Source organism: Serratia sp. AS12 (assembly GCF_000214195.1).
In the GTDB taxonomy this organism is placed as follows: Bacteria; Pseudomonadota; Gammaproteobacteria; order Enterobacterales; family Enterobacteriaceae; genus Serratia; species Serratia plymuthica.
This window is the reverse complement of sequence record NC_015566.1, coordinates 782,353-801,005: the sequence shown is the minus strand read 5'-3', so window position 1 is coordinate 801,005 and position 18,653 is coordinate 782,353. Positions and strand designations below refer to the sequence as shown.

Genomic DNA, 18,653 nt, shown 5'->3' with positions numbered 1-18,653 from the left:
CTGTATGAGCCGTTACCGTTACCCCCACATTCACAGGGAGGCAATAACAAATGGAAACACAGCGCGGTTTTACTCTGATCGAACTGATGGTGGTGATCGCCATTATCGCAATATTGAGCGCCATAGGCATACCCGCCTACCAACGTTATATCCAGAAAGCGGCGATGACTGACATGCTGCAAGTCATGACCCCTTACAAGCTGGCCGTGGAGCTGTGCGTGCTCGATGGCGGCGCACCGGCGGGTTGCAATGCCGGCAGTAAAGGTATTCCTGCCGGCGGCACCTCACGTTACGTCAGCGTCGTTAAGGTCAGTCAGGGCGTGATCACGCTGACCGGCACGCAAACGCTGCAAGGGCTGACCGTAGCGCTGACGCCCACCCAGAACGCCAGCGGCCTGACGCGTTGGACACGCCAGTGCACCAGCGACAACGTCAATCTGCAGGAGACCTGCCAGGAAGTCTTCCGCTTTGACGATACGCCGAAGGGGGCGTCTCAATGAGCATTGGTATCAGCGATGAAATTCACGCCCTGTGCCAGCGCTACCAGGCGCTGGCCCTCAGCGAAGACGACGACAGCCTGACCGTTGCCCTGAACGCTGAAGTACCGCAGGAGCTGCTGCCGGCCCTGCGTTTCGCCACCGGCAAACGTATTCATCTTGAGCAGTGGCCTGCGGCCCGACTGGAGCTGGAACTGAACCGCCGGCAAATGCAGGGTGAAAGGCTTGGACAAAGCGCGCCGGAAGCCGAGCCGGACGCATCCTCATTAAATGACGACAGTGACGCGCCCGTAGTACAGTTTATCAACCAAACTCTGCGCATCGCCATACAACGACGCGCTTCGGACATTCATTTCGAACCTTATCTGCAGACTCTGCGTATCCGGCTGCGCATCGACGGCGTGTTGCAGGCCATAGCGTCACCGCCTTTCCCCCTGGCCGCACGACTTATCGCCCGGCTGAAGATCATGGGGCAGTTGGATATCGCCGAGCGCCGGCTGCCGCAGGATGGGCAGCTCAGCGTACAACTGGATAACGCCAGTTATTCAATGCGTATCGCTACCTTGCCGACACTGCACGGTGAAAAAGTGGTGCTGAGGATCCTGCAAACCGAACGCCAGGAGCTGCCGTTGGATCGATTAGGCATGAGCCAAACGGCGCTGGCGCAGTATGCTGAGGCACTGTCCTGCCCCCAGGGCATGATCCTGGTCACAGGCCCGACCGGCAGCGGTAAAACCGTCACGCTGTACAGCGGCCTGCGACAATTGAATGACGCGCAAAGCAATTTGTGCAGCGTCGAGGACCCGATTGAAATTCCGCTGTTCGGCGTCAACCAGACCCAGATAAACCCCAAAACCGAGCTGGATTTTTCTCGCGTGTTGCGCGCCTTGTTGCGCCAGGATCCGGACGTCATCATGATCGGTGAGATCCGCGACCGGGAAACGGCGGAAATCGCAGTGAAAGCGGCTCAAACCGGTCATCTGGTCCTCTCGACGCTGCACACCAACTCCACCAGCGAAACCTTGACGCGCCTGACCCATATGGGTATTCCGGGTTATCTGATCGCCGCCTGTCTGAAGCTGGTCATCGCCCAACGGCTGGTGCGCAAGCTGTGCAGTCACTGTCGCTATCAACAGAACCTGCCCGTTCACTTTCCCACCGCCATTTGGGCCACCCCCCTGTTGCCTTGGCAGGCTGACGGCTGCGAACACTGCTTTAGCGGTTACTACGGCCGCACTGGGGTCTATGAGTTGCTGATGATCACTCCAGAAGTCCAAGCCGGTCTGCTGCAAGGCGCAGCTCCCGGTCAACTGGCCGATATTGCCCGACAACAAGGGCAGATAACGCTGCTGCAAGCCGGATTAACGCTGGTTTCTCAGGGCTTCACCTCGTTGGAAGAGGTATATCGCATTGTCGGCATCACCGCCGAAAGCGGAGCGGCACCGTGAAAGCACAGCGCCTTTTCCTGTGGCAAGCAGTCGATCCTCACGGCCAGTTACGCCAGGGGGAGCGGATGAGCAACGAAAAACACGTGGTCAGCCAGTGGCTCATTGAGCAGGGGTTGCAACCCTGCCAGATTAATAGCGGGAAACGCATTGCCCCCGCTCAGTGGCGGGGCGAGCCCATGATCCAATTCACCCGCCAGCTCGCCACCCTGCTGCAAGCCGGGTTACCGCTGGTCAACGGATTGCAACTGTTGGCGGAAGAGCACCCGTCTGCCGCCTGGCGCTGCCTGCTGCGCGAGATAACCGAACAGGTACGGCAGGGTCAGCCCTTCTCCGACGTTATCGCCGGGCAACGCGCCATCTTTCCGCTCATCTACCGTCAGTTAATCGCTATCGGGGAACTGACCGGCAATCTTGACGCTTGCTGCCTGCAACTGGCTCAACAGCAGGAGGCGCAACAAAAACTGCAAAAAAAAGTGATTAAGGCACTGCGCTACCCGCTGTTTATCTGCGCAGTAGCGCTGTTGGTGAGCATTCTGATGCTGGTGATGGTGCTTCCGGAGTTTGCCGGCGTCTACCAGTCGTTCGATGCGCCATTGCCCTGGTTTACCCAAGGGCTGTTGAACCTGTCCGCGATCTTGGTCCACAGCGGTCCCTGGCTGGTGTTGATAATGGCCGGCGCGGTGTTTTCCTATTTCCGCTGGCTGCATCCACAGCCGCAATGGCGCAGGCGCGAACAGGCGACGCTGTTGCGCTTACCGTTGATCGCGCAACTGATCAAAGGCGGCAGCCTGAGCCAAATATTCCGTATTCTGGCCATGACTCAACAGGCGGGCCTCACCCTGGTTGAAGGCCTGAACGCCGCGGCGCTGTCGGTGGACAGCCTGTTTTACCGCCAGGCGATTGAGACGGTTCGGCAACAGATTGCACAGGGGCATACTTTCTACAGCGCCCTGGGGCAACAGGCTCTGTTCCCCCCATTATGCCAACAGTTGGTGCGGGTGGGCGAAGAGTCTGGCTCGCTTGACACCTTGCTGGGCAAGCTGGCGCTGTGGCATGAGCAGCAAACCTTTGAACTGGCCGATACGCTGGCGCAAACGCTGGAGCCGATATTGATGCTGGTGGTGGGAGGAATAGTCGGGACGCTGGTGATCGCCATGTATTTGCCGATATTTCAGCTGGGAAATGTTTTGGGATAAACAGAACGATCCGGGGCACAGCAGAATGTGAGCCGTTCCCCGGAGAGGGGCTTTATTACGGGTTACTTAGCACCGAATACGCGGTTTTCCTGCTCCGCAACGCGGATAAAGGTGGTACGTTTGGTCAACTCTTTCAGGCGTTCTGCACCGACATAGGTGCAGGCTGAGCGCAACCCCCCGAGAATATCACGGACGGTAAACTCAACCTCGCCGCGCAGAGGCAGCTTAACGGTTTTGCCCTCAGCGGCACGGTATTCGGCAACACCGCCCACATGGCGCTTCATCGCCGACTCTGAGCTCATGCCGTAGAACAGCATGAATTTTTCGCCGTTCTCTTCCACTACGGTGCCTTCACACTCGTCATGACCGGCCAACATGCCGCCCAGCATGACAAAATCAGCGCCGCCGCCAAAGGCTTTGGCCACGTCGCCCGGCACAGAACAGCCGCCATCGCTGACGATTTGGCCGCCGAGGCCGTGTGCCGCATCGGCACATTCAATCACCGCAGACAACTGCGGATAACCGACACCGGTTTTTACCCGGGTGGTGCAAACCGACCCCGGACCAATGCCGACTTTTACGATATCGGCACCAGACAGGATCAATTCCTCCACCATTTCGCCAGTAACCACGTTACCGGCGCAGATCACATGGTTCGGGCAAGCTTCGCGCGCTTTCTGCAAGAAGGCGACAAAATGTTCCGAGTAACCGTTGGCCACGTCAATGCAGATAAACTTCAGACCCGGAGACAGCGCCAGAATCTGCTTCATCTTCACAAAGTCGGCCTCGGAGGTGCCGGTTGAAACCATAACGTGGCGCAGTACCGATGCCGGTACGCGCTGCACGAATGCGGCCCATTGCTCAACGGTGTAGTGTTTGTGTACGGCGGTGAGAACGTCGAAGGAAGCCAGAGCCTCTGCCATGCTGAAGGTGCCGACCGTGTCCATGTTGGCGGCAATAATCGGCACACCGGACCAGTTCCAGCCAGAATGTTTGAAGGTAAACTGGCGTTCCAGTTCAACCTCAGAACGGCTTTTCAACGTGGAGCGCTTTGGGCGAATCAACACATCTTTAAAGCCTAACTTCAAATCTTCTTCAATACGCATGACTTATGATTTCCTGGTTTTTGGCGACGGATCGCAGGAGAGTATTCGAACCTATACCCTATGAATTTCGAGTTGCAGGAAGGCGACAAGAACGAGAGTCCCGATGAGCTTACTCACGTAAGTGATTCGGGTGAACGCTCGCAGTCAACACGCCTGCAGTTTGAAGATGACGGGTATAGATTAATGCCAGTTCCAGTGACGCTATCATACGCGCTAATAATCACCGGACAAGACTGCGAATTCACCTTTGTTTACGCTACAATCCGACAAATTTACCTACGAACATGCGGCGTGATTTATCGCTCATTTTCCTTTCCCTGCCGCGTTTTTTATCACCGTACAACGCAACCTGCCGGGCTAGCGCTCCCTACTGACTTGCACTTCTGCACGATCGCTTTATGATTCGTCTATTATTTTTTTATGAATATCGAGTGCATTTTATACCATGGCCTACATTGTAGCGTTGACAGGGGGTATCGGCAGCGGCAAGTCCACCGTAGCAGAAGCCTTTGCCCGCCACGGCGTGGAGATTGTCGACGCTGACGTCATTGCACGGCAGGTTGTCGAACCCGGCACCCCTGCTTTAGCCGCTATCGCCGAACGTTTTGGTAATGAAATGTTGCTGGCTGACGGCACGCTTAACCGCACGGCACTGCGGCAGCGTATATTCAGCACCCCGGATGAAAAGCGCTGGCTGAATCAATTGCTGCACCCGCTGATTCATCAGGAAACCCAACGCCAGTTGGCGCAGGTCGCCAGCCCCTATGCGTTGTGGGTTGTGCCACTGCTGGTGGAAAACAGCCTGCAAGCGCGCGCAGATCGCGTGCTGGTGGTCGACGTCGACAGCGAAACACAGTTGGCGAGAACCATTACCCGCGACGGGATAAGCCGCCAACAGGCACAGAACATAGTGTCCGCACAGGCCACGCGCGAGCAGCGCCTGGCCGCTGCAGACGACATAATCGATAATAGCGGTGCCGCTCAGGGGATAGAGCCATTTGTTGCCGCACTGCATCGCCGCTACCTTGAACTGGCGGCATCAGCGACCCGACAGGATTAAACTGAATGAGTGATGTTTCCCCAAGCGTTCTTTTTGAACATCCGTTGAATGAAAAAATGCGCACCTGGCTGCGTATCGAGTTTTTGCTGCAACAATTGCATGGCCAGCGGGCGCTGAGCGAAACCGCCATTGCACTGACCTTCTTCCGCACTGTGTCGGACCTGCTGGACGTATTGGAACGCGGCGAAGTTCGTACCGAACTGCTGAAAGAGTTGGAGCGTCAGCAACAAAAACTGTTGGCATGGACCGATGTACCGGGCGTCGATATGTCTCTGATGGACCAGCTACGCGGTCAACTGAAGGTGCGCGCAGCGGCGCTGATGTCCGCTCCGCGTCTGGGGCAGGCGCTGCGCGAAGATCGGCTGATAAGCCTGGTGCGCCAACGTCTGAGCATTCCCGGCGGCTGTTGCAGCTTTGACTTGCCCACATTGCACATGTGGATGCATGCACCGCAGCAAGAACGGGACGCCGACGTCGCTGACTGGCTGCAGGCACTGGAGCCGTTGAATCTGGCGCTGACTATGGTGCTGGATCTGATTCGTCAGGCCGGCCCATTCCGCAACCAGATCAGTTTGAACGGTTTCTTCCAGGATAACGCGGAAGGTGCAGACCTGTTGCGTTTGCGCATTAGCCTGACACATCAGCTTTATCCGCAGATCTCCGGCCATAAGACGCGTTATGCGATCCGCTTCCTGCCTCTGGACAGCGAGCTTGGCGTGGTGCCGGAACGGTTAACCTTTGAGTTAGCCTGTTGCTAACCCAATGACATAAAGACCTTTCACGCGTTGGAAGGAAGTAAGGAAAAGAGATGACTACCGTAGTGAAATGCCCAACCTGTGGCAAAGGTGTGGTTTGGGGTGAAGTGAGCCCGTTCCGCCCATTTTGCAGCAAACGCTGCCAGTTAATCGATCTCGGCGAATGGGCCGATGAAGAAAAACGCATTCCCAGCAACAGCGATCTGTCGGAAAGCGAAGAATGGAGTGAAGAAGACGATCGCTGATTGTCTCTCTTTCGGCCTGGCTCCAGCCAGGCCGCCCGTCTTATTGCGCAGCGTTCGCCTGCGTCACCAACAGCTTGATAATACTGACATTGGCCTCGGGAAATTCGTCCTCCCGCAGTTCGGCCTGCTTCACCCAACGCATAGGCTGGCCTTCACGACCGAACGGTTCCCCTGCCCAACCTTCCACCAGATAAAAATTCAGCGTCACGATACGATCGCTAAAGCGGTGCTCCAGCACCTCCAACAGCTCAGCCCGTTCAGTTTCAATTCCGGTTTCCTCCAGCAGTTCACGATTGAGCGCCTGCTCCGGGGTTTCCCCTTGCTCAATTTTGCCGCCGGGAAACTCCCAGAAACCGGCCATATGTGAATCTGCGGCACGACGGGTAATAAAAATTTCCTGCTGGGCATTGCGAATGATACCGACGGCGATGTTCAGATGTTTCATCGCATACTCCTGATTAATTCATAAGGGCGCGGACTCTGGCCCTAAAAAACAGGGGCTCAGCATGCTGACCCCCTGGGTTTGACTCGTTAAACGCTGCCGAGCTTACTTACTTCTGCAGACGGCCGTGGCACTGTTTGTATTTTTTACCGGATCCACATGGGCAAAGATCGTTGCGGCCCACCTTGCGCTCCGCGCTTGCAGGAGCATTAGAGTCTTCGGTAACCAACGCATTTTCTTCGTAGTGGCTCAGCTGTTGCTGTGCTGCAAGGCGCTCAGCTTCTTCGCGACGCTGCAGCTCCATGGCTTCAACCTCTTCCGGCATCCGCACCTGCACTTTACTCAGCACGCTGATCACTTCGTATTTCAGCGATTCCAGCATGGTCGCAAACATATTGAAGGATTCACGTTTGTACTCTTGCTTAGGATCTTTCTGCGCGTAGCCACGCAGATGGATGCCCTGGCGCAGATAGTCCATTGCCGCCAGATGCTCCTTCCACAGGGAATCCAGCGTTTGCAGCATCACGCCCTTCTCGAAGTTGCGCATCATATCTGTGCCAACCACTTCTTCTTTGCGCAGATAGTCTTCCTTGGCCTTTTCCAGAATACGCTCACGCAGCGTTTCTTCGTGCAGATCCGGCTCTTTATCCAGCCATTCGGCGATTGGCATATCCAGATCGAAGTCGTTTTTCAAGCGCTCTTCCAGACCTTGAATATCCCACTCTTCTTCCAGCGACTGCGGCGTGATGTAGCTGTCAATGGTGGTTTTGAAGACGTCTTCACGGATGCTGGCAATGGTTTCGCTCACGTCGGACACGTCCAGCAGTTCATTACGCTGGCTATAGATAGCGCGACGCTGATCGCTGGCCACATCATCGTATTCCAGCAGTTGCTTACGAATATCGAAGTTGCGGCTTTCTACTTTACGCTGTGCGTTGGCAATCGCCTTGGTGACCCATGGGTGTTCAATGGCCTCACCCTCTTTCATACCCAGTTTACGCATCATGCCGGAAACGCGATCCGAGGCGAAAATACGCATCAAGGCATCTTCCATCGACAGGTAGAAGCGGGATGAACCGGCATCGCCCTGACGACCGGAACGGCCGCGCAGCTGGTTATCGATACGGCGTGATTCATGGCGCTCGGTACCAATGATGTGCAAGCCACCCGCCTTCAATACCGCTTCATGGCGGATTTTCCAGTCTTCTTTAATCGCCGCAATTTGCTCTTCGGTTGGGTCTTCCAACTGGGCAATTTCCGCCTGCCAGCTGCCACCCAACACGATATCGGTACCACGGCCCGCCATGTTGGTGGCGATAGTCACCGCACCGGTCTGACCGGCCTGCGCCACAATGTCCGCTTCCATAGCGTGGAATTTGGCGTTCAGCACTTTGTGGTCAATACCGGCTTTCGCCAGTTCGCGGGAAACGACTTCGGATTTTTCGATCGAGATCGTCCCCACCAGCACCGGCTGGCCGTTGGCGGTACGCTCGCGGATATCTTCAATGATGGCGCCAATCTTCTCCAGCTCGGTCATATAGACCAGATCCGGCATGTCTTTACGCAGCATTGGGCGGTTGGTCGGCACCACGATGGTATCCAGCTTGTAGATAGAGCTGAATTCAAACGCCTCGGTGTCGGCGGTACCGGTCATCCCAGCCAGCTTCTCGTACAGGCGGAAGTAGTTCTGGAAGGTGATGGATGCCAGCGTCTGGTTCTCGTTCTGGATTTCCACGCCTTCTTTGGCTTCCACCGCCTGATGCAGACCATCTGACCAACGACGGCCCTGCATGGTACGGCCGGTATGTTCGTCAACGATGATCACTTCACCGTCTTTTACGATGTAGTCAACGTCGCGGGTGAACAGCACGTGCGCGCGCAGAGCGGCAGTCACATGGTGCATCAACATGATGTTGGTCGGTGAGTACAGTGACTCCCCTTCTTCCATAATGCCGGCTTCCACCAGCATTTCTTCGATCAGGATCAGGCCGCGTTCGGTCAGGTGCACCTGGCGCGCTTTCTCGTCTACCGAGAAGTGGCCTTCGCCCTGGAAGGAGTCTGAATCCTCTTTTTCCTGACGGATAAGCTTTGGAATCAGTTTATTGACCTTAATGTACATTTCTGAGCTGTCTTCGGCCGGGCCGGAGATGATCAGCGGAGTACGGGCTTCATCGATCAGGATGGAGTCAACCTCATCCACCAGCGCATAGTGAAGCTTGCGCTGAACGCGCTCTTCCGGGCTGAACGCCATGTTGTCGCGCAGATAGTCGAAGCCGTATTCGTTGTTGGTGCCGTAAGTAATATCGGCGGCATAGGCTTCACGCTTGGCCGGTGCAGGCATGCCCGGCAGGTTGATGCCGATGCTCAGGCCAAGGAACTCGAACAGCGGGCGGTTGTTTTCGGCATCACGCTGTGCCAGATAGTCGTTGACGGTCACCACATGTACGCCGCGGCCGCTTAAGGCGTTCAGGTAGGCGGGCAGGGTTGCGGTCAGAGTCTTACCTTCACCGGTGCGCATTTCTGCGATGCAGCGGTCGTTCAGTACCATACCGCCCAGCAGCTGCACGTCGAAATGGCGCATGCCGAATACGCGCTTGCTCGCTTCACGTACCACGGCGAAAGCTTCCGGCAGCAGGTTTTCCAGCACTTCACCCTTTTCCAGGCGCGCGCGGAACTCGTTGGTCTTGGCTTTCAGCTCGTCATCGGACAGCTTTTCCATGTCCGGTTCCATGCGGTTGATCAGTTCAACCGACTTACGCATGCGGCGCAGTGTACGATCGTTACGGCTACCAAAAACTTTGGTCAATAATTTCACTAACATGATGTTTAATATCTCTGTCATGACAGCCAACACAGGCAGTCAACTTGCTGTTATTTTTAGGTTTTTGTCGCCCAAAGGGCAATGAATCAGCTTAACGCTACTGGCCCGGCGCGAATGCCCTGCACCTGCGCGAGCCACAAGCCGGTCTGGTGCTGCGCAAAGGCAGGCAGCACGGCATGATGGGTATTGCGAATGATGGTCGGCGGCTTTGGCTCATGCGTCAGCAGCGCGTTGAGTGTGGAAAGCAGCGCAAGTTGCGCCACCTGCAACGGGGGTTCGGCGACTTCCGCCTCGCTTTCCTGCACCCGCGCGTAGACTGCCTGCGGCGCAAGAGCAAAAGAGAGGTGACGAATGACGGTACGAAGCGCATGCTGGTGCCAGTAGTCGACGCTGAAGGTCGGGCGGCGGTGCGCTTCCTGCAGCAACGCCAGGCTATTAAAGGCGCCGCTGGCGGAGTTTTGCCGGTTCAGGCTGGACGAGGTGCTCGGCAGAGCGGCTTGATCGGAGCTGCCTGACAGATTTGAAGGTACGCCAAGCGTGGCCGCGACCATCCCTAACAGGAGATGGGGCCAGAAATAACGTCTGCCAAATTGTCGCCAACGATTTAGAATACCGATCACGAGTTTATAATCCGCCGGAGCCCATTATGCGCGATAGCCGTCCACAATTATTAGATGTCCTGTTCGACGACGCGTCTGCAGAAGACAAAGGGCCGCTGCATAACGTCCAACAACGCGCGGTGGCGCTGCTTAAGCTTAACCGTGCAGTGAAAGGCGTATTGCCCGTTCAACTGCATCCCTGGTGCCGCGTCGCGAATTTCCGACAGGGTATTTTAGTGCTAGAAACGGCCAATGCCAGCTGGCTGATGCGCCTGCGCTACGAACAACCGGCTTTATTATCTGCACTACGAGCGCAAATTCTACCATCATTGTCGTCGATCGACATCAGGATTAATCCGGCCTTGATGGCAAAAGGGAGCAACCTTGTGCAGGACGCCGCAAAAACCTTGGGGAATACGCAGACAAACGTGCCGATGCGGCATCTGAGTCAGGAAAGTGCTGAGGAATTAAGAGGTTTGGCGAGCCGCAGTCCGGAAAAACTGCGCAAGGTATTGGAACGACTGGCGTCGCTGGCCGGAGAGAGTGCCAACGCTACCAGTCGTAAGAAATAATCAGCGGTATCGGCTTAGGCCAATACGGTAGACGGGGCTTTGAATGCCAACGGCATTTCGGCTTCGTCCTGGAAGGTGACGTATTCCCACGCTTCCTGTTTCGCCAGAACGGCTTGCAGCAGTTTGTTGTTCAGCGCATGGCCTGACTTGTACGCGGTAAACGCGCCAATGATGTTATGGCCGCACATGAACAGGTCACCGATGGCGTCCAGCATTTTGTGGCGTACGAATTCGTCTTCAAAGCGCAGGCCGTCTTCGTTCAGAACGCGGTAGTCATCTACCACGATGGCGCAGTCAAAGCTGCCGCCCAGGGCCAAACCACGTGACTGCAAATACTCGATGTCACGCATAAAACCGAAGGTACGCGCACGGCTGATTTGACGCACGAACGAGTCGGCGGAGAAATCCAGGCGATAGCGTTGCGTACTGGCGTCGATCGCCGGGTGGTTGAAGTCGATGGTAAAGTCCAGACGGAACCCGTTATGCGGGGACAGCTCTGCCCATTTATCGCCATCTTCAACACGTACGGTGTCTTTCAGACGCAGGAATTTCTTCGCTGAGTTCAGTTCTTCGATGCCGGCATCCAGCAACAGGTAGACGAACGGACTGGCGCTACCGTCCATGATTGGGATCTCGGCGGCGTCAACTTCAATAATGATGTTGTCGATACCCAGCCCAGCCAGCGCAGCATTCAGATGCTCAACGGTAGAAATACGCACGTCATGCTCATTGACCAGGCAAGTACAGAGCATGGTATCACGCACGGATTTTGCATCAGCCGGAAAATCAACCGGTGGATTCAAGTCAGTGCGACGATAGATGACCCCGGTATTAGCCGACGCTGGGCGCATTGTCAGCGTGACCTTTTTGCCGGTATGCAAACCGACTCCAGTCGCCTGAACAATACGTTTTAATGTCCTTTGTTTGATCATCGTTTTATCTCGCAATGTTATCCATCCTACCGACCAAGCATACAGCATGGCCGGCGGGACAGTTTAGCACAAAGAGCGGAGATTCCAAATTCTCAGGATATTCTTAGTCTGCCTGCTTGCGCAGGAAGGCAGGAATATCAAGATAGTCGGGCTCTTTATTAGGCTGCGCAGTCGGATCGTTGACCACCTTGGCGGCCGGTTTCACTTCCTGCGGCAACGGCGACATACCGTGCTGCTGGTAGCGATGATCCATCACTGGCTGGCTGACCTGTTTATTGGTCACCAGAGTGATTTCAGGACGTTTGTCCATGCCGATACCGGTCGCAACCACGGTCACGCGCAGTTCGTCGTTCATTTCCGGATCCAGCGAGGTACCGATGACCACGGTGGCGTTGTCGGAAGCGAAAGCACGAATGGTGTTACCCACGGTTTCGAACTCATCCAGACGCAGGTCGAAGCCGGCGGTGATGTTGACCAGAACGCCGCGAGCGCCGGACAGGTCGATGTCTTCCAGCAGTGGGCTGGAGATCGCCATTTCCGCCGCTTCTTCAGCACGGTCTTCACCACAGGCAACGCCGGAACCCATCATCGCGTAGCCCATTTCGGACATCACGGTGCGCACGTCGGCGAAGTCGACGTTCATCAGGCCCGGACGGGTGATCAGCTCGGCAATACCCTGCACCGCGCCTTTCAGCACGTCGTTAGCCGCGCCGAACGCGTCCAGCAGAGAAATGCCGCGACCCAGAACTTTCAACAGCTTGTCGTTCGGGATAGTGATCAGTGAATCCACATGTTTGGATAGCTCTGCGATACCCTGCTCAGCGAACGCCATGCGTTTCTTGCCTTCAAAATTGAAAGGCTTGGTAACCACGGCCACTGTCAGAATACCCAGATCTTTAGCAACTTCAGCCACAACAGGTGCTGCACCGGTACCGGTACCGCCGCCCATGCCGGCTGCAATGAAGACCATGTCTGCGCCATCAAGTGCGGCACGCAGAGCTTCACGGTCTTCTTCCGCTGAATTGCGACCCACTTCAGGGTTCGCGCCTGCCCCCAGACCTTTGGTAATACCGCTACCGATCTGGATGGTTTGGCCAACTGCCGTTTTACGAAGCGCCTGAGCGTCTGTATTAACGGCGAAGAATTCAACACCTTCGATGCGCTCGCGCACCATGTGTTCAACGGCGTTGCCACCGCCACCGCCGACGCCGATGACTTTAATCACCGCGTCATTGGTTAGTTCCATTGGTTCAAACATAGTTTCTCTCCGTTTTGTGCCTGTCGCTGCGAGATCATAAAAAGATTACTCAGCATGATCTCTTTGTTGAAACATTAAAACTCTTTTCTCAGCCAGCTATTGATACGTTTAAACCAATTGCCCACCGAGGCGCGTTTTTCTACTTCTGCCTCACCGCTCAGGTGAGACTCTTTTCCATAGTGCAGCAGACCTACCGCAGTTGAGTAGTAAGGCTCCTGCGCATAATCCGTCAGACCCGTGATGTTCAAGGGTTGGCCGATGCGTACCTGGGTGTGGAACACCCGTTGCGCACAGGCTGCCAGGCCATCAATTTGGGCGGCGCCACCGGTCAGCACAATACCCGCTGCCAGATGATGCTTCACCCCTTGCTGACGCAGTTGCTCCTGCAATTGCAAAATTTCATCGTTAACCAGATTCAACAGTTCGGTGTAGCGTGGCTCAATGACTTCAGCCAGTGTCTGTCTTTGCAGACTACGAGGAGGACGTCCCCCAACGCTTGGCACCTCTACACTTTCATCCTTGCTAACAATCGACCCAAGCGCACAGCCGTGTCGAACTTTGATCGCTTCCGCGTCTGTCGGCGGCGTGCCGAAGGCGTAGGCGATATCGCTGGTGACCACGTTCCCGGCGTAAGGGATCACTTTGGTGTGGCGCAGAGCCCCGCCGGTGTACACCGCCATATCCATGGTGCCGCCGCCGATATCCACCACGCAAACGCCAAGTTCGCGCTCATCTTCGGTCAGAACCGCATAGCTGGCGGCCAGACCGGCGAAAATAAGTTGGTCAACTTTCAGACCACAGCGTTCTACCGCTTTAACAATGTTCTTTGCCATATCGTTATGGCAGGTAATCAAGTGCACCTTGGCCTGCATACGCACACCGGACAACCCAACCGGGTTCTTGATGCCTTCCTGATAGTCGATGGCGTATTCCTGAGGGATAACGTGCAGGATGCGGTGTTCGTCACGTACGCGTACCGATTTAGCGGTATGCACCACGTTCTCCACATCTTCCTGCGTCACTTCCTCTTCGGAAATAGGAACCATCCCTATTTCGTTCTGACAGCTGATGTGTTTACCCGACAATGCGAGGTAAACCGAAGAAATCTGGCAATCCGCCATCAGCTCGGCCTGATCGATAGCGCGTTGTACGCATTTGACTACCGACTCCAGGTCGTTAACGCCACCCTTATCCATACCGCGAGACGGGCAACTGCCCACCCCGATAATGTTGACCATGCCATCGGGCAGAACTTCCCCTACCAATGCGGAGACTTTTGCAGTACCGATCTCCAGTCCAACTACCAGTTTTCTGTCCGTCGACTTGATCATTGTTGTTTTGCCTGTGCCTGATTCTGTTGCTGATTACTGTTCTGCTGACCGCCTGCCGCCTGCGGGTCGATCAATACCGGGGTCCAACCTACCGAGGCGCCGGACTCGTAGCGCAAATCGACATAGTTGACGCGCTTGCTTTCCGCCTGCCCCTGCTGCAGCAATACCGGATAGAGCTCGATAAACCGCTGCAGGCGTCCGGTACGATCGTCACGTCCCAGCTCCAGCCGAACATCATTATCCAAAGCCAGCTGCCAGGAATGGCGAGCGCTCATGGCCGCCATTTTCAGCGTAAATTTGCTGGCCGCTAACATGTTGCTCATGGCCTGATAACCTTCCAGAACATCCTGTTCGCTCCCTTCCGGGCCATAGAGCAGCGGCAATTTTTGTTTGCCAATTCGTTCTGCCGGCACGCTGAAGGATTTGCCTTCGGCGTCCACCATGTGTAAATCATTCCAACGCGCAATCGGGACATACTCGACCAGGTGGATCTTCAGCTCATCCGGCCACTGCTTGCGCACGCTGGCCTGCTTGATCCACGGCAGGCGTTCAATCTGCTGCTGGATGACATCAACATCCTGCGTCATGAACGTGCCCGGCGCTCCCAGCGCCAGAATCGCCTGGCGAATATCATCGTTGGTGGTGTAGTGGCGTTCGCCGGTAACCACCAACCGTGAGAGCGGCAGCCGGCTGGCGTCTTTCATCCAGCCAATCACCATCCAGCCACTCCACAGCACCGTTCCCAGCACCATCAGCAGGAAAACCATTCCCGCCAATTGAGTTCCATTGCTACGGCGCGGGCTGTTATCCACCTCGCGTTCACGCGCATTCAGGGCAGCTTGCGACATATCAGTCGGCCAACTCCAAAATTCTCGCTACCAGCTGCGAGAAGCTTAAACCAGACTGGCGCGCTGCCATCGGCACCAGGCTATGACTGGTCATGCCCGGCGAGGTATTCACCTCAAGCAGATAGAAGCTGCCATCGCTATCCTGCATCACATCCACGCGGCCCCAGCCGCTGCAGTCCAGTCCACGGTAGGCGCGTAACGCCAATGCGGCCATTTCGGCCTCTTGTTCCGCGCCCAGGCCACTTGGACAGAAATATTGGGTATCGTCCGAAATGTACTTGGCCTGATAGTCGTAAAACACGCCGGCCGGCTGAATGCGGATCGAAGGCAACACCTGGTCGCCCAGCATCGCTACGGTATATTCAGGGCCACTCAACCACTTCTCCACCAGCACGTCATCGTCATGGCGGAAACCTTCTTCCAGCGCGGCCTCAAGGGCATCGCGTTCTGTTACCTTGCTCATGCCGACGCTGGAGCCTTCGCGGCTCGGCTTGACGATCAGCGGCAGGCCCAGGGCCTCCACGCGAGCAATCAGGCTCTGTTTCTCTGCACCGGCATACTGCTGGCGGTTAAGCGCCACATAAGGCGCGACCGGCAGCCCCATCGACTGCCACACCATCTTGGTGCGCCACTTGTCCATGGTCAGCGCCGACGCCATCACGCCGCTACCGGTATAAGGCAGCTCAAGGAATTCCAGCATCCCCTGCAGGGTGCCATCCTCGCCGCCGCGCCCGTGCAGCGCGATAAACACTTTGGTAAACCCATGCTCTTTAAGCTGGGTTACCGGGAAATCGCGGATATCGATGCCATGGGCGTCGATACCGGCTTCCCGCAGCCCTGCCAGCACGGCAGCACCGGATTGCAACGACACTTCACGTTCAGCGGAGGTGCCACCCAGCAGTACGGCAACTTTATCAGCCATGATGTTCCTCCTCTTTTTTCTGTGGCTGCAGCTTCAGCTCAGCCAGTTTGCGGGCGATTTTGCCCACGTTGCCGGCGCCTTGCACCAGCACCAGATCGTCGGCCTGCAGCAGTTGCGCCAAGGTTTCCGGTACGATGTCCGCATCGGATACCAGGATCGGATCCAGCTTGCCGCGGCTACGGATGGTGCGACACAGCGAGCGGCTATCCGCCCCCGGGATCGCCGTCTCACCTGCGGCGTACACATCGAGCATCAGCAGCACATCAACCTGTGACAGCACGTTGGCGAAGTCGTCGTAGAGATCGCGGGTACGTGTGTAACGGTGCGGCTGGAAAATCATCACCAGGCGCTTATCCGGCCAGCCGGCACGTGCAGCTTTCAGCGTGACGTCGACTTCGGTCGGATGGTGGCCATAGTCATCGACCAGCATCGCGGTGCCGCTTTTGCCGTTCACCGGCTCCAGCGGGAACTCGCCCAGGAAATCAAAGCGGCGACCTGTGCCCTGGAAGCCCGCCAGCGCGCGCAGGATATCCTCGTCGTCAATGCCTTCTTCCGTCGCCACCGCCACTGCCGCCGCCGCGTTCAACGCGTTGTGACGGCCCGGGGCGTTCAGGGTCACCGTCATCAAGGGTTTATCCTGGCGGCTCAAGGTAAAGTGGCCCTGCGGCCCAACCTGGCGATAGCTCTCAATGCGCACATCGGCATCTTCGCTGAAACCGTAAGTGGTGATATGGCGGCCCACGCGTGGCAGCAGTTCGCGCACCACCGGGTCATCAACACACATCACCGCACGGCCGTAGAACGGCAGGTTGTGCAAAAAGTTGATAAACGTCTGCTTCAGGTTCTCGAAGTCACCCTGGTAGGTATCCATATGGTCGGCTTCAATATTGGTGACAATCGCCACCATCGGTTGCAAATGCAGGAACGACGCATCGCTCTCATCCGCTTCCGCGATCAGGTAACGACTGGAACCCAGACGCGCATGGGTACCGGCCGCTTTCACCAGCCCGCCGTTGACAAAGGTCGGGTCCAGACCGGCTTCGGCGTAAATGCTCGACACCATTGCCGTCGTCGTGGTCTTGCCGTGCGTACCGGCGACGGCAATGCCGTGACGGAAACGCATCAGTTCGGCCAGCATCTCCGCGCGGCGGATAACCGGGATACGCGCTTCGCGGGCGGCGACAATCTCCGGGTTGTCGGCGGAAATCGCGGTGGAGACCACCACTACGCTCGCATCCAGCACGTTTTCCGGGCGGTGATGGAAATAAATCGTCGCCCCGAGCGCGCTCAACTGTTGGGTTACCGGGTTAGGCGCCAGGTCGGAGCCGCTGATCTGATAACCTTCGTTAGCCAACACTTCGGCGATACCACCCATGCCGGCGCCACCGATGCCGACAAAGTGAATGTGCCGGACGCGTCGCATCTCGGGCACGATAGTACGTAGTTTCGCCAGTTGTTGTGTATTCATCACTCTCTCTAATCCGGGTCCGGCATGCCGGGCCCCTACATGACATTTCTTTGATTCAGGCTCGGCGTACCGAACCCCTGCATTATTTATTTGGCAACCCGCACCAGTTCTGCCGCCACGCGCTCGGTGGCGTCGGGAATAGCCACTGCCCGCGCTTTTTCGGCCATCGTCAGCAACTGCGGGCGATCCCAGCTTGCCAACAGATCCGCCACGGTATCGGCGTTGAACTGCGGCTGTTCGATGATCTTCGCTGCGCCGGCTTCTTCCAGCGGGCGGGCATTCCAGTACTGCTGCCGGTCTTTATGCTGGAACGGCACAAATATCGCCGGCAGGCCCGCAGCGGCAATCTCGCTGACGGTCAGCGCGCCGGAGCGACACACTACAACGTCGGCCCAGGCGTAAGCGGCGGCCATGTCATCGATAAACTCGGTCACCTTATGCTGCGTCTGCCCTACCCTCTCGTAGTCGCGCAACACGTTTTCCAGCGCACCTTTACCTACCTGATGCCAGAGCGTAATTCTATCGCCCAATCTCGCCGCGACTTCAGGAACTGTCTGATTCAGCACCCGCGCGCCCTGACTTCCGCCAATCACCAGCACGCGGATGGGGCCTTCACGCCCGGTCAGTCGCTCCGCCGGCAGCGGTAGCGCCAGTACGTCGGTACGTACCGGGTTGCCCACTACGTCCGCATTCGGGAACGCGCCGGGGAATGCCTGCAATACTTTTTTGGCGATGCGGGCCAGCCAACGGTTGGTCAGCCCGGCAATGCCGTTTTGTTCATGCAGCACCACAGGGATCCCGCACAACCACGCAGCCAAACCGCCGGGACCGGAAACGTAACCGCCCATGCCCAGCACCACGTCTGGCTGGTAGCTGCGCATAATCGCCTTCGCCTGGCGTACCGCATGCCAGATACGCAGCGGTGCGCTCAGTTGGGCCTTCAGCCCTTTACCGCGCAAGCCGGAAATACGGATGAAATCAATCTCGATCCCGTGCTTTGGCACCAGATCGGCTTCCATTCGGTCTGCGGTTCCGAGCCAGCGCACCTGCCAGCCCTGCGCCATCAGATGATGCGCGACCGCCAGCCCCGGGAACACGTGTCCGCCGGTACCGCCTGCCATCACCATTAAACGCTTAGGTTTCCCGCTCATCC

General features: G+C 56.8%; 18 protein-coding genes. 7 read left to right on the top strand and 11 right to left on the bottom strand.

Annotated elements, in window-relative coordinates; genetic code table 11:
* Positions 1–50 precede the first annotated feature (50 nt).
* The 3 genes from ppdD to hofC are packed head-to-tail and all read left to right on the top strand — an operon-like array spanning position 51 to position 3,141.
* Entirely contained in the window at positions 51–500 is a 450-nt protein-coding gene (gene ppdD / locus SERAS12_RS03630) for a prepilin peptidase-dependent pilin (protein WP_013811508.1), read from the top strand.
* Positions 497–1,945: a type II secretion system protein GspE gene (gene gspE, locus SERAS12_RS03625; RefSeq protein WP_013811507.1), complete on the top strand. Its 1,449-nt coding sequence runs from the start codon at positions 497–499 to the stop codon at positions 1,943–1,945. The genes ppdD and gspE overlap by 4 nt, the downstream gene beginning before the upstream one ends.
* Complete coding sequence (hofC, locus tag SERAS12_RS03620) at positions 1,942–3,141, top strand: protein transport protein HofC (protein WP_013811506.1); 1,200 nt, start codon at positions 1,942–1,944, stop codon at positions 3,139–3,141. The genes gspE and hofC overlap by 4 nt, the downstream gene beginning before the upstream one ends.
* Before the next feature lie 62 nt (positions 3,142–3,203).
* Here hofC and SERAS12_RS03615 read toward each other — a convergent pair whose 3' ends face one another.
* Positions 3,204–4,247 (bottom strand): GMP reductase, encoded by a 1,044-nt coding sequence (locus tag SERAS12_RS03615; RefSeq protein ID WP_013811505.1) that lies wholly within the window; start codon positions 4,245–4,247, stop codon positions 3,204–3,206.
* Between the two features lie 445 nt (positions 4,248–4,692).
* On the opposite strand from SERAS12_RS03615, the gene coaE reads away from it, so the two are divergent.
* Genes coaE through yacG form a run of 3 tightly spaced genes read left to right on the top strand, consistent with a single transcriptional unit; the run spans position 4,693 to position 6,307 of the window.
* Positions 4,693–5,307, top strand: a complete 615-nt coding sequence (gene coaE, locus SERAS12_RS03610; RefSeq protein WP_013811504.1) for a dephospho-CoA kinase — start codon at positions 4,693–4,695, stop codon at positions 5,305–5,307.
* 5 nt (positions 5,308–5,312) lie between these two features.
* The gene (gene zapD, locus SERAS12_RS03605; protein WP_013811503.1) at positions 5,313–6,065 is read left to right on the top strand and encodes a cell division protein ZapD; all 753 of its coding nucleotides are present in this window, start codon (positions 5,313–5,315) and stop codon (positions 6,063–6,065) included.
* Between the two features lie 50 nt (positions 6,066–6,115).
* Positions 6,116–6,307 (top strand): DNA gyrase inhibitor YacG, encoded by a 192-nt coding sequence (yacG, locus tag SERAS12_RS03600; RefSeq protein WP_013811502.1) that lies wholly within the window; start codon positions 6,116–6,118, stop codon positions 6,305–6,307.
* Between the two features lie 40 nt (positions 6,308–6,347).
* Here yacG and mutT read toward each other — a convergent pair whose 3' ends face one another.
* From mutT to secM, 3 genes are all read right to left on the bottom strand, one after another.
* On the bottom strand, positions 6,348–6,752 hold the full coding sequence (gene mutT, locus SERAS12_RS03595; RefSeq protein ID WP_013811501.1) for an 8-oxo-dGTP diphosphatase MutT: 405 nt from the start codon (positions 6,750–6,752) through the stop codon (positions 6,348–6,350).
* Positions 6,753–6,858: 106 nt separating this feature from the next.
* Positions 6,859–9,570, bottom strand: coding sequence for a preprotein translocase subunit SecA (gene secA / locus SERAS12_RS03590; protein ID WP_013811500.1), 2,712 nt, complete (start codon positions 9,568–9,570; stop codon positions 6,859–6,861).
* Positions 9,571–9,656: 86 nt separating this feature from the next.
* Complete coding sequence (gene secM / locus SERAS12_RS03585; RefSeq protein WP_013811499.1) at positions 9,657–10,190, bottom strand: secA translation cis-regulator SecM; 534 nt, start codon at positions 10,188–10,190, stop codon at positions 9,657–9,659.
* Between the two features lie 26 nt (positions 10,191–10,216).
* Between secM and SERAS12_RS03580 the strand changes: the two genes are divergently transcribed.
* A complete protein-coding gene (locus SERAS12_RS03580; RefSeq protein WP_013811498.1) occupies positions 10,217–10,741 on the top strand; it encodes a DUF721 domain-containing protein in 525 nt (174 codons plus the stop codon).
* Between the two features lie 14 nt (positions 10,742–10,755).
* Here the strand turns inward: SERAS12_RS03580 and lpxC are convergent, their stop codons facing one another.
* The 7 genes from lpxC to murG all read right to left on the bottom strand — a co-directional run bounded on the left by lpxC (position 10,756) and on the right by murG (position 18,651).
* Positions 10,756–11,673, bottom strand: a complete 918-nt coding sequence (gene lpxC, locus SERAS12_RS03575) for a UDP-3-O-acyl-N-acetylglucosamine deacetylase (RefSeq protein ID WP_006317618.1) — start codon at positions 11,671–11,673, stop codon at positions 10,756–10,758.
* A gap of 103 nt (positions 11,674–11,776) precedes the next feature.
* On the bottom strand, positions 11,777–12,931 hold the full coding sequence (gene ftsZ, locus SERAS12_RS03570; protein ID WP_006317617.1) for a cell division protein FtsZ: 1,155 nt from the start codon (positions 12,929–12,931) through the stop codon (positions 11,777–11,779).
* 74 nt (positions 12,932–13,005) lie between these two features.
* On the bottom strand, positions 13,006–14,262 hold the full coding sequence (gene ftsA, locus SERAS12_RS03565) for a cell division protein FtsA (RefSeq protein WP_004950148.1): 1,257 nt from the start codon (positions 14,260–14,262) through the stop codon (positions 13,006–13,008).
* On the bottom strand, positions 14,259–15,110 hold the full coding sequence (ftsQ, locus tag SERAS12_RS03560; protein ID WP_013811497.1) for a cell division protein FtsQ: 852 nt from the start codon (positions 15,108–15,110) through the stop codon (positions 14,259–14,261). Before ftsQ ends, ftsA begins: the two co-directional genes overlap by 4 nt.
* A gap of 1 nt (position 15,111) precedes the next feature.
* Positions 15,112–16,032: a D-alanine--D-alanine ligase gene (locus SERAS12_RS03555; RefSeq protein ID WP_013811496.1), complete on the bottom strand. Its 921-nt coding sequence runs from the start codon at positions 16,030–16,032 to the stop codon at positions 15,112–15,114.
* On the bottom strand, positions 16,025–17,500 hold the full coding sequence (gene murC / locus SERAS12_RS03550; RefSeq protein WP_013811495.1) for a UDP-N-acetylmuramate--L-alanine ligase: 1,476 nt from the start codon (positions 17,498–17,500) through the stop codon (positions 16,025–16,027). Before murC ends, SERAS12_RS03555 begins: the two co-directional genes overlap by 8 nt.
* Positions 17,501–17,586: 86 nt before the next feature.
* Complete coding sequence (gene murG / locus SERAS12_RS03545) at positions 17,587–18,651, bottom strand: undecaprenyldiphospho-muramoylpentapeptide beta-N-acetylglucosaminyltransferase (RefSeq protein WP_013811494.1); 1,065 nt, start codon at positions 18,649–18,651, stop codon at positions 17,587–17,589.
* Between the last annotated feature and the right edge of the window lie 2 nt (positions 18,652–18,653).

Excerpts from the sequence above, each read along its gene's own strand:
- ppdD (WP_013811508.1), top strand. The coding sequence starts at position 51 with ATGGAAACACAGCGCGGTTTTACTCTGATCGAACTGATGGTGGTGATC.
- gspE (WP_013811507.1), top strand. The coding sequence starts at position 497 with ATGAGCATTGGTATCAGCGATGAAATTCACGCCCTGTGCCAGCGCTAC.
- SERAS12_RS03615 (WP_013811505.1), bottom strand. The coding sequence starts at position 4,247 with ATGCGTATTGAAGAAGATTTGAAGTTAGGCTTTAAAGATGTGTTGATT.
- coaE (WP_013811504.1), top strand. The coding sequence starts at position 4,693 with ATGGCCTACATTGTAGCGTTGACAGGGGGTATCGGCAGCGGCAAGTCC.
- zapD (WP_013811503.1), top strand. The coding sequence starts at position 5,313 with ATGAGTGATGTTTCCCCAAGCGTTCTTTTTGAACATCCGTTGAATGAA.
- yacG (WP_013811502.1), top strand. The coding sequence starts at position 6,116 with ATGACTACCGTAGTGAAATGCCCAACCTGTGGCAAAGGTGTGGTTTGG.
- mutT (WP_013811501.1), bottom strand. The coding sequence starts at position 6,752 with ATGAAACATCTGAACATCGCCGTCGGTATCATTCGCAATGCCCAGCAG.
- secA (WP_013811500.1), bottom strand. The coding sequence starts at position 9,570 with ATGTTAGTGAAATTATTGACCAAAGTTTTTGGTAGCCGTAACGATCGT.
- SERAS12_RS03580 (WP_013811498.1), top strand. The coding sequence starts at position 10,217 with ATGCGCGATAGCCGTCCACAATTATTAGATGTCCTGTTCGACGACGCG.
- lpxC (WP_006317618.1), bottom strand. The coding sequence starts at position 11,673 with ATGATCAAACAAAGGACATTAAAACGTATTGTTCAGGCGACTGGAGTC.
- ftsZ (WP_006317617.1), bottom strand. The coding sequence starts at position 12,931 with ATGTTTGAACCAATGGAACTAACCAATGACGCGGTGATTAAAGTCATC.
- ftsA (WP_004950148.1), bottom strand. The coding sequence starts at position 14,262 with ATGATCAAGTCGACGGACAGAAAACTGGTAGTTGGACTGGAGATCGGT.
- ftsQ (WP_013811497.1), bottom strand. The coding sequence starts at position 15,110 with ATGTCGCAAGCTGCCCTGAATGCGCGTGAACGCGAGGTGGATAACAGC.
- SERAS12_RS03555 (WP_013811496.1), bottom strand. The coding sequence starts at position 16,032 with ATGGCTGATAAAGTTGCCGTACTGCTGGGTGGCACCTCCGCTGAACGT.
- murC (WP_013811495.1), bottom strand. The coding sequence starts at position 17,500 with ATGAATACACAACAACTGGCGAAACTACGTACTATCGTGCCCGAGATG.
- murG (WP_013811494.1), bottom strand. The coding sequence starts at position 18,651 with ATGAGCGGGAAACCTAAGCGTTTAATGGTGATGGCAGGCGGTACCGGC.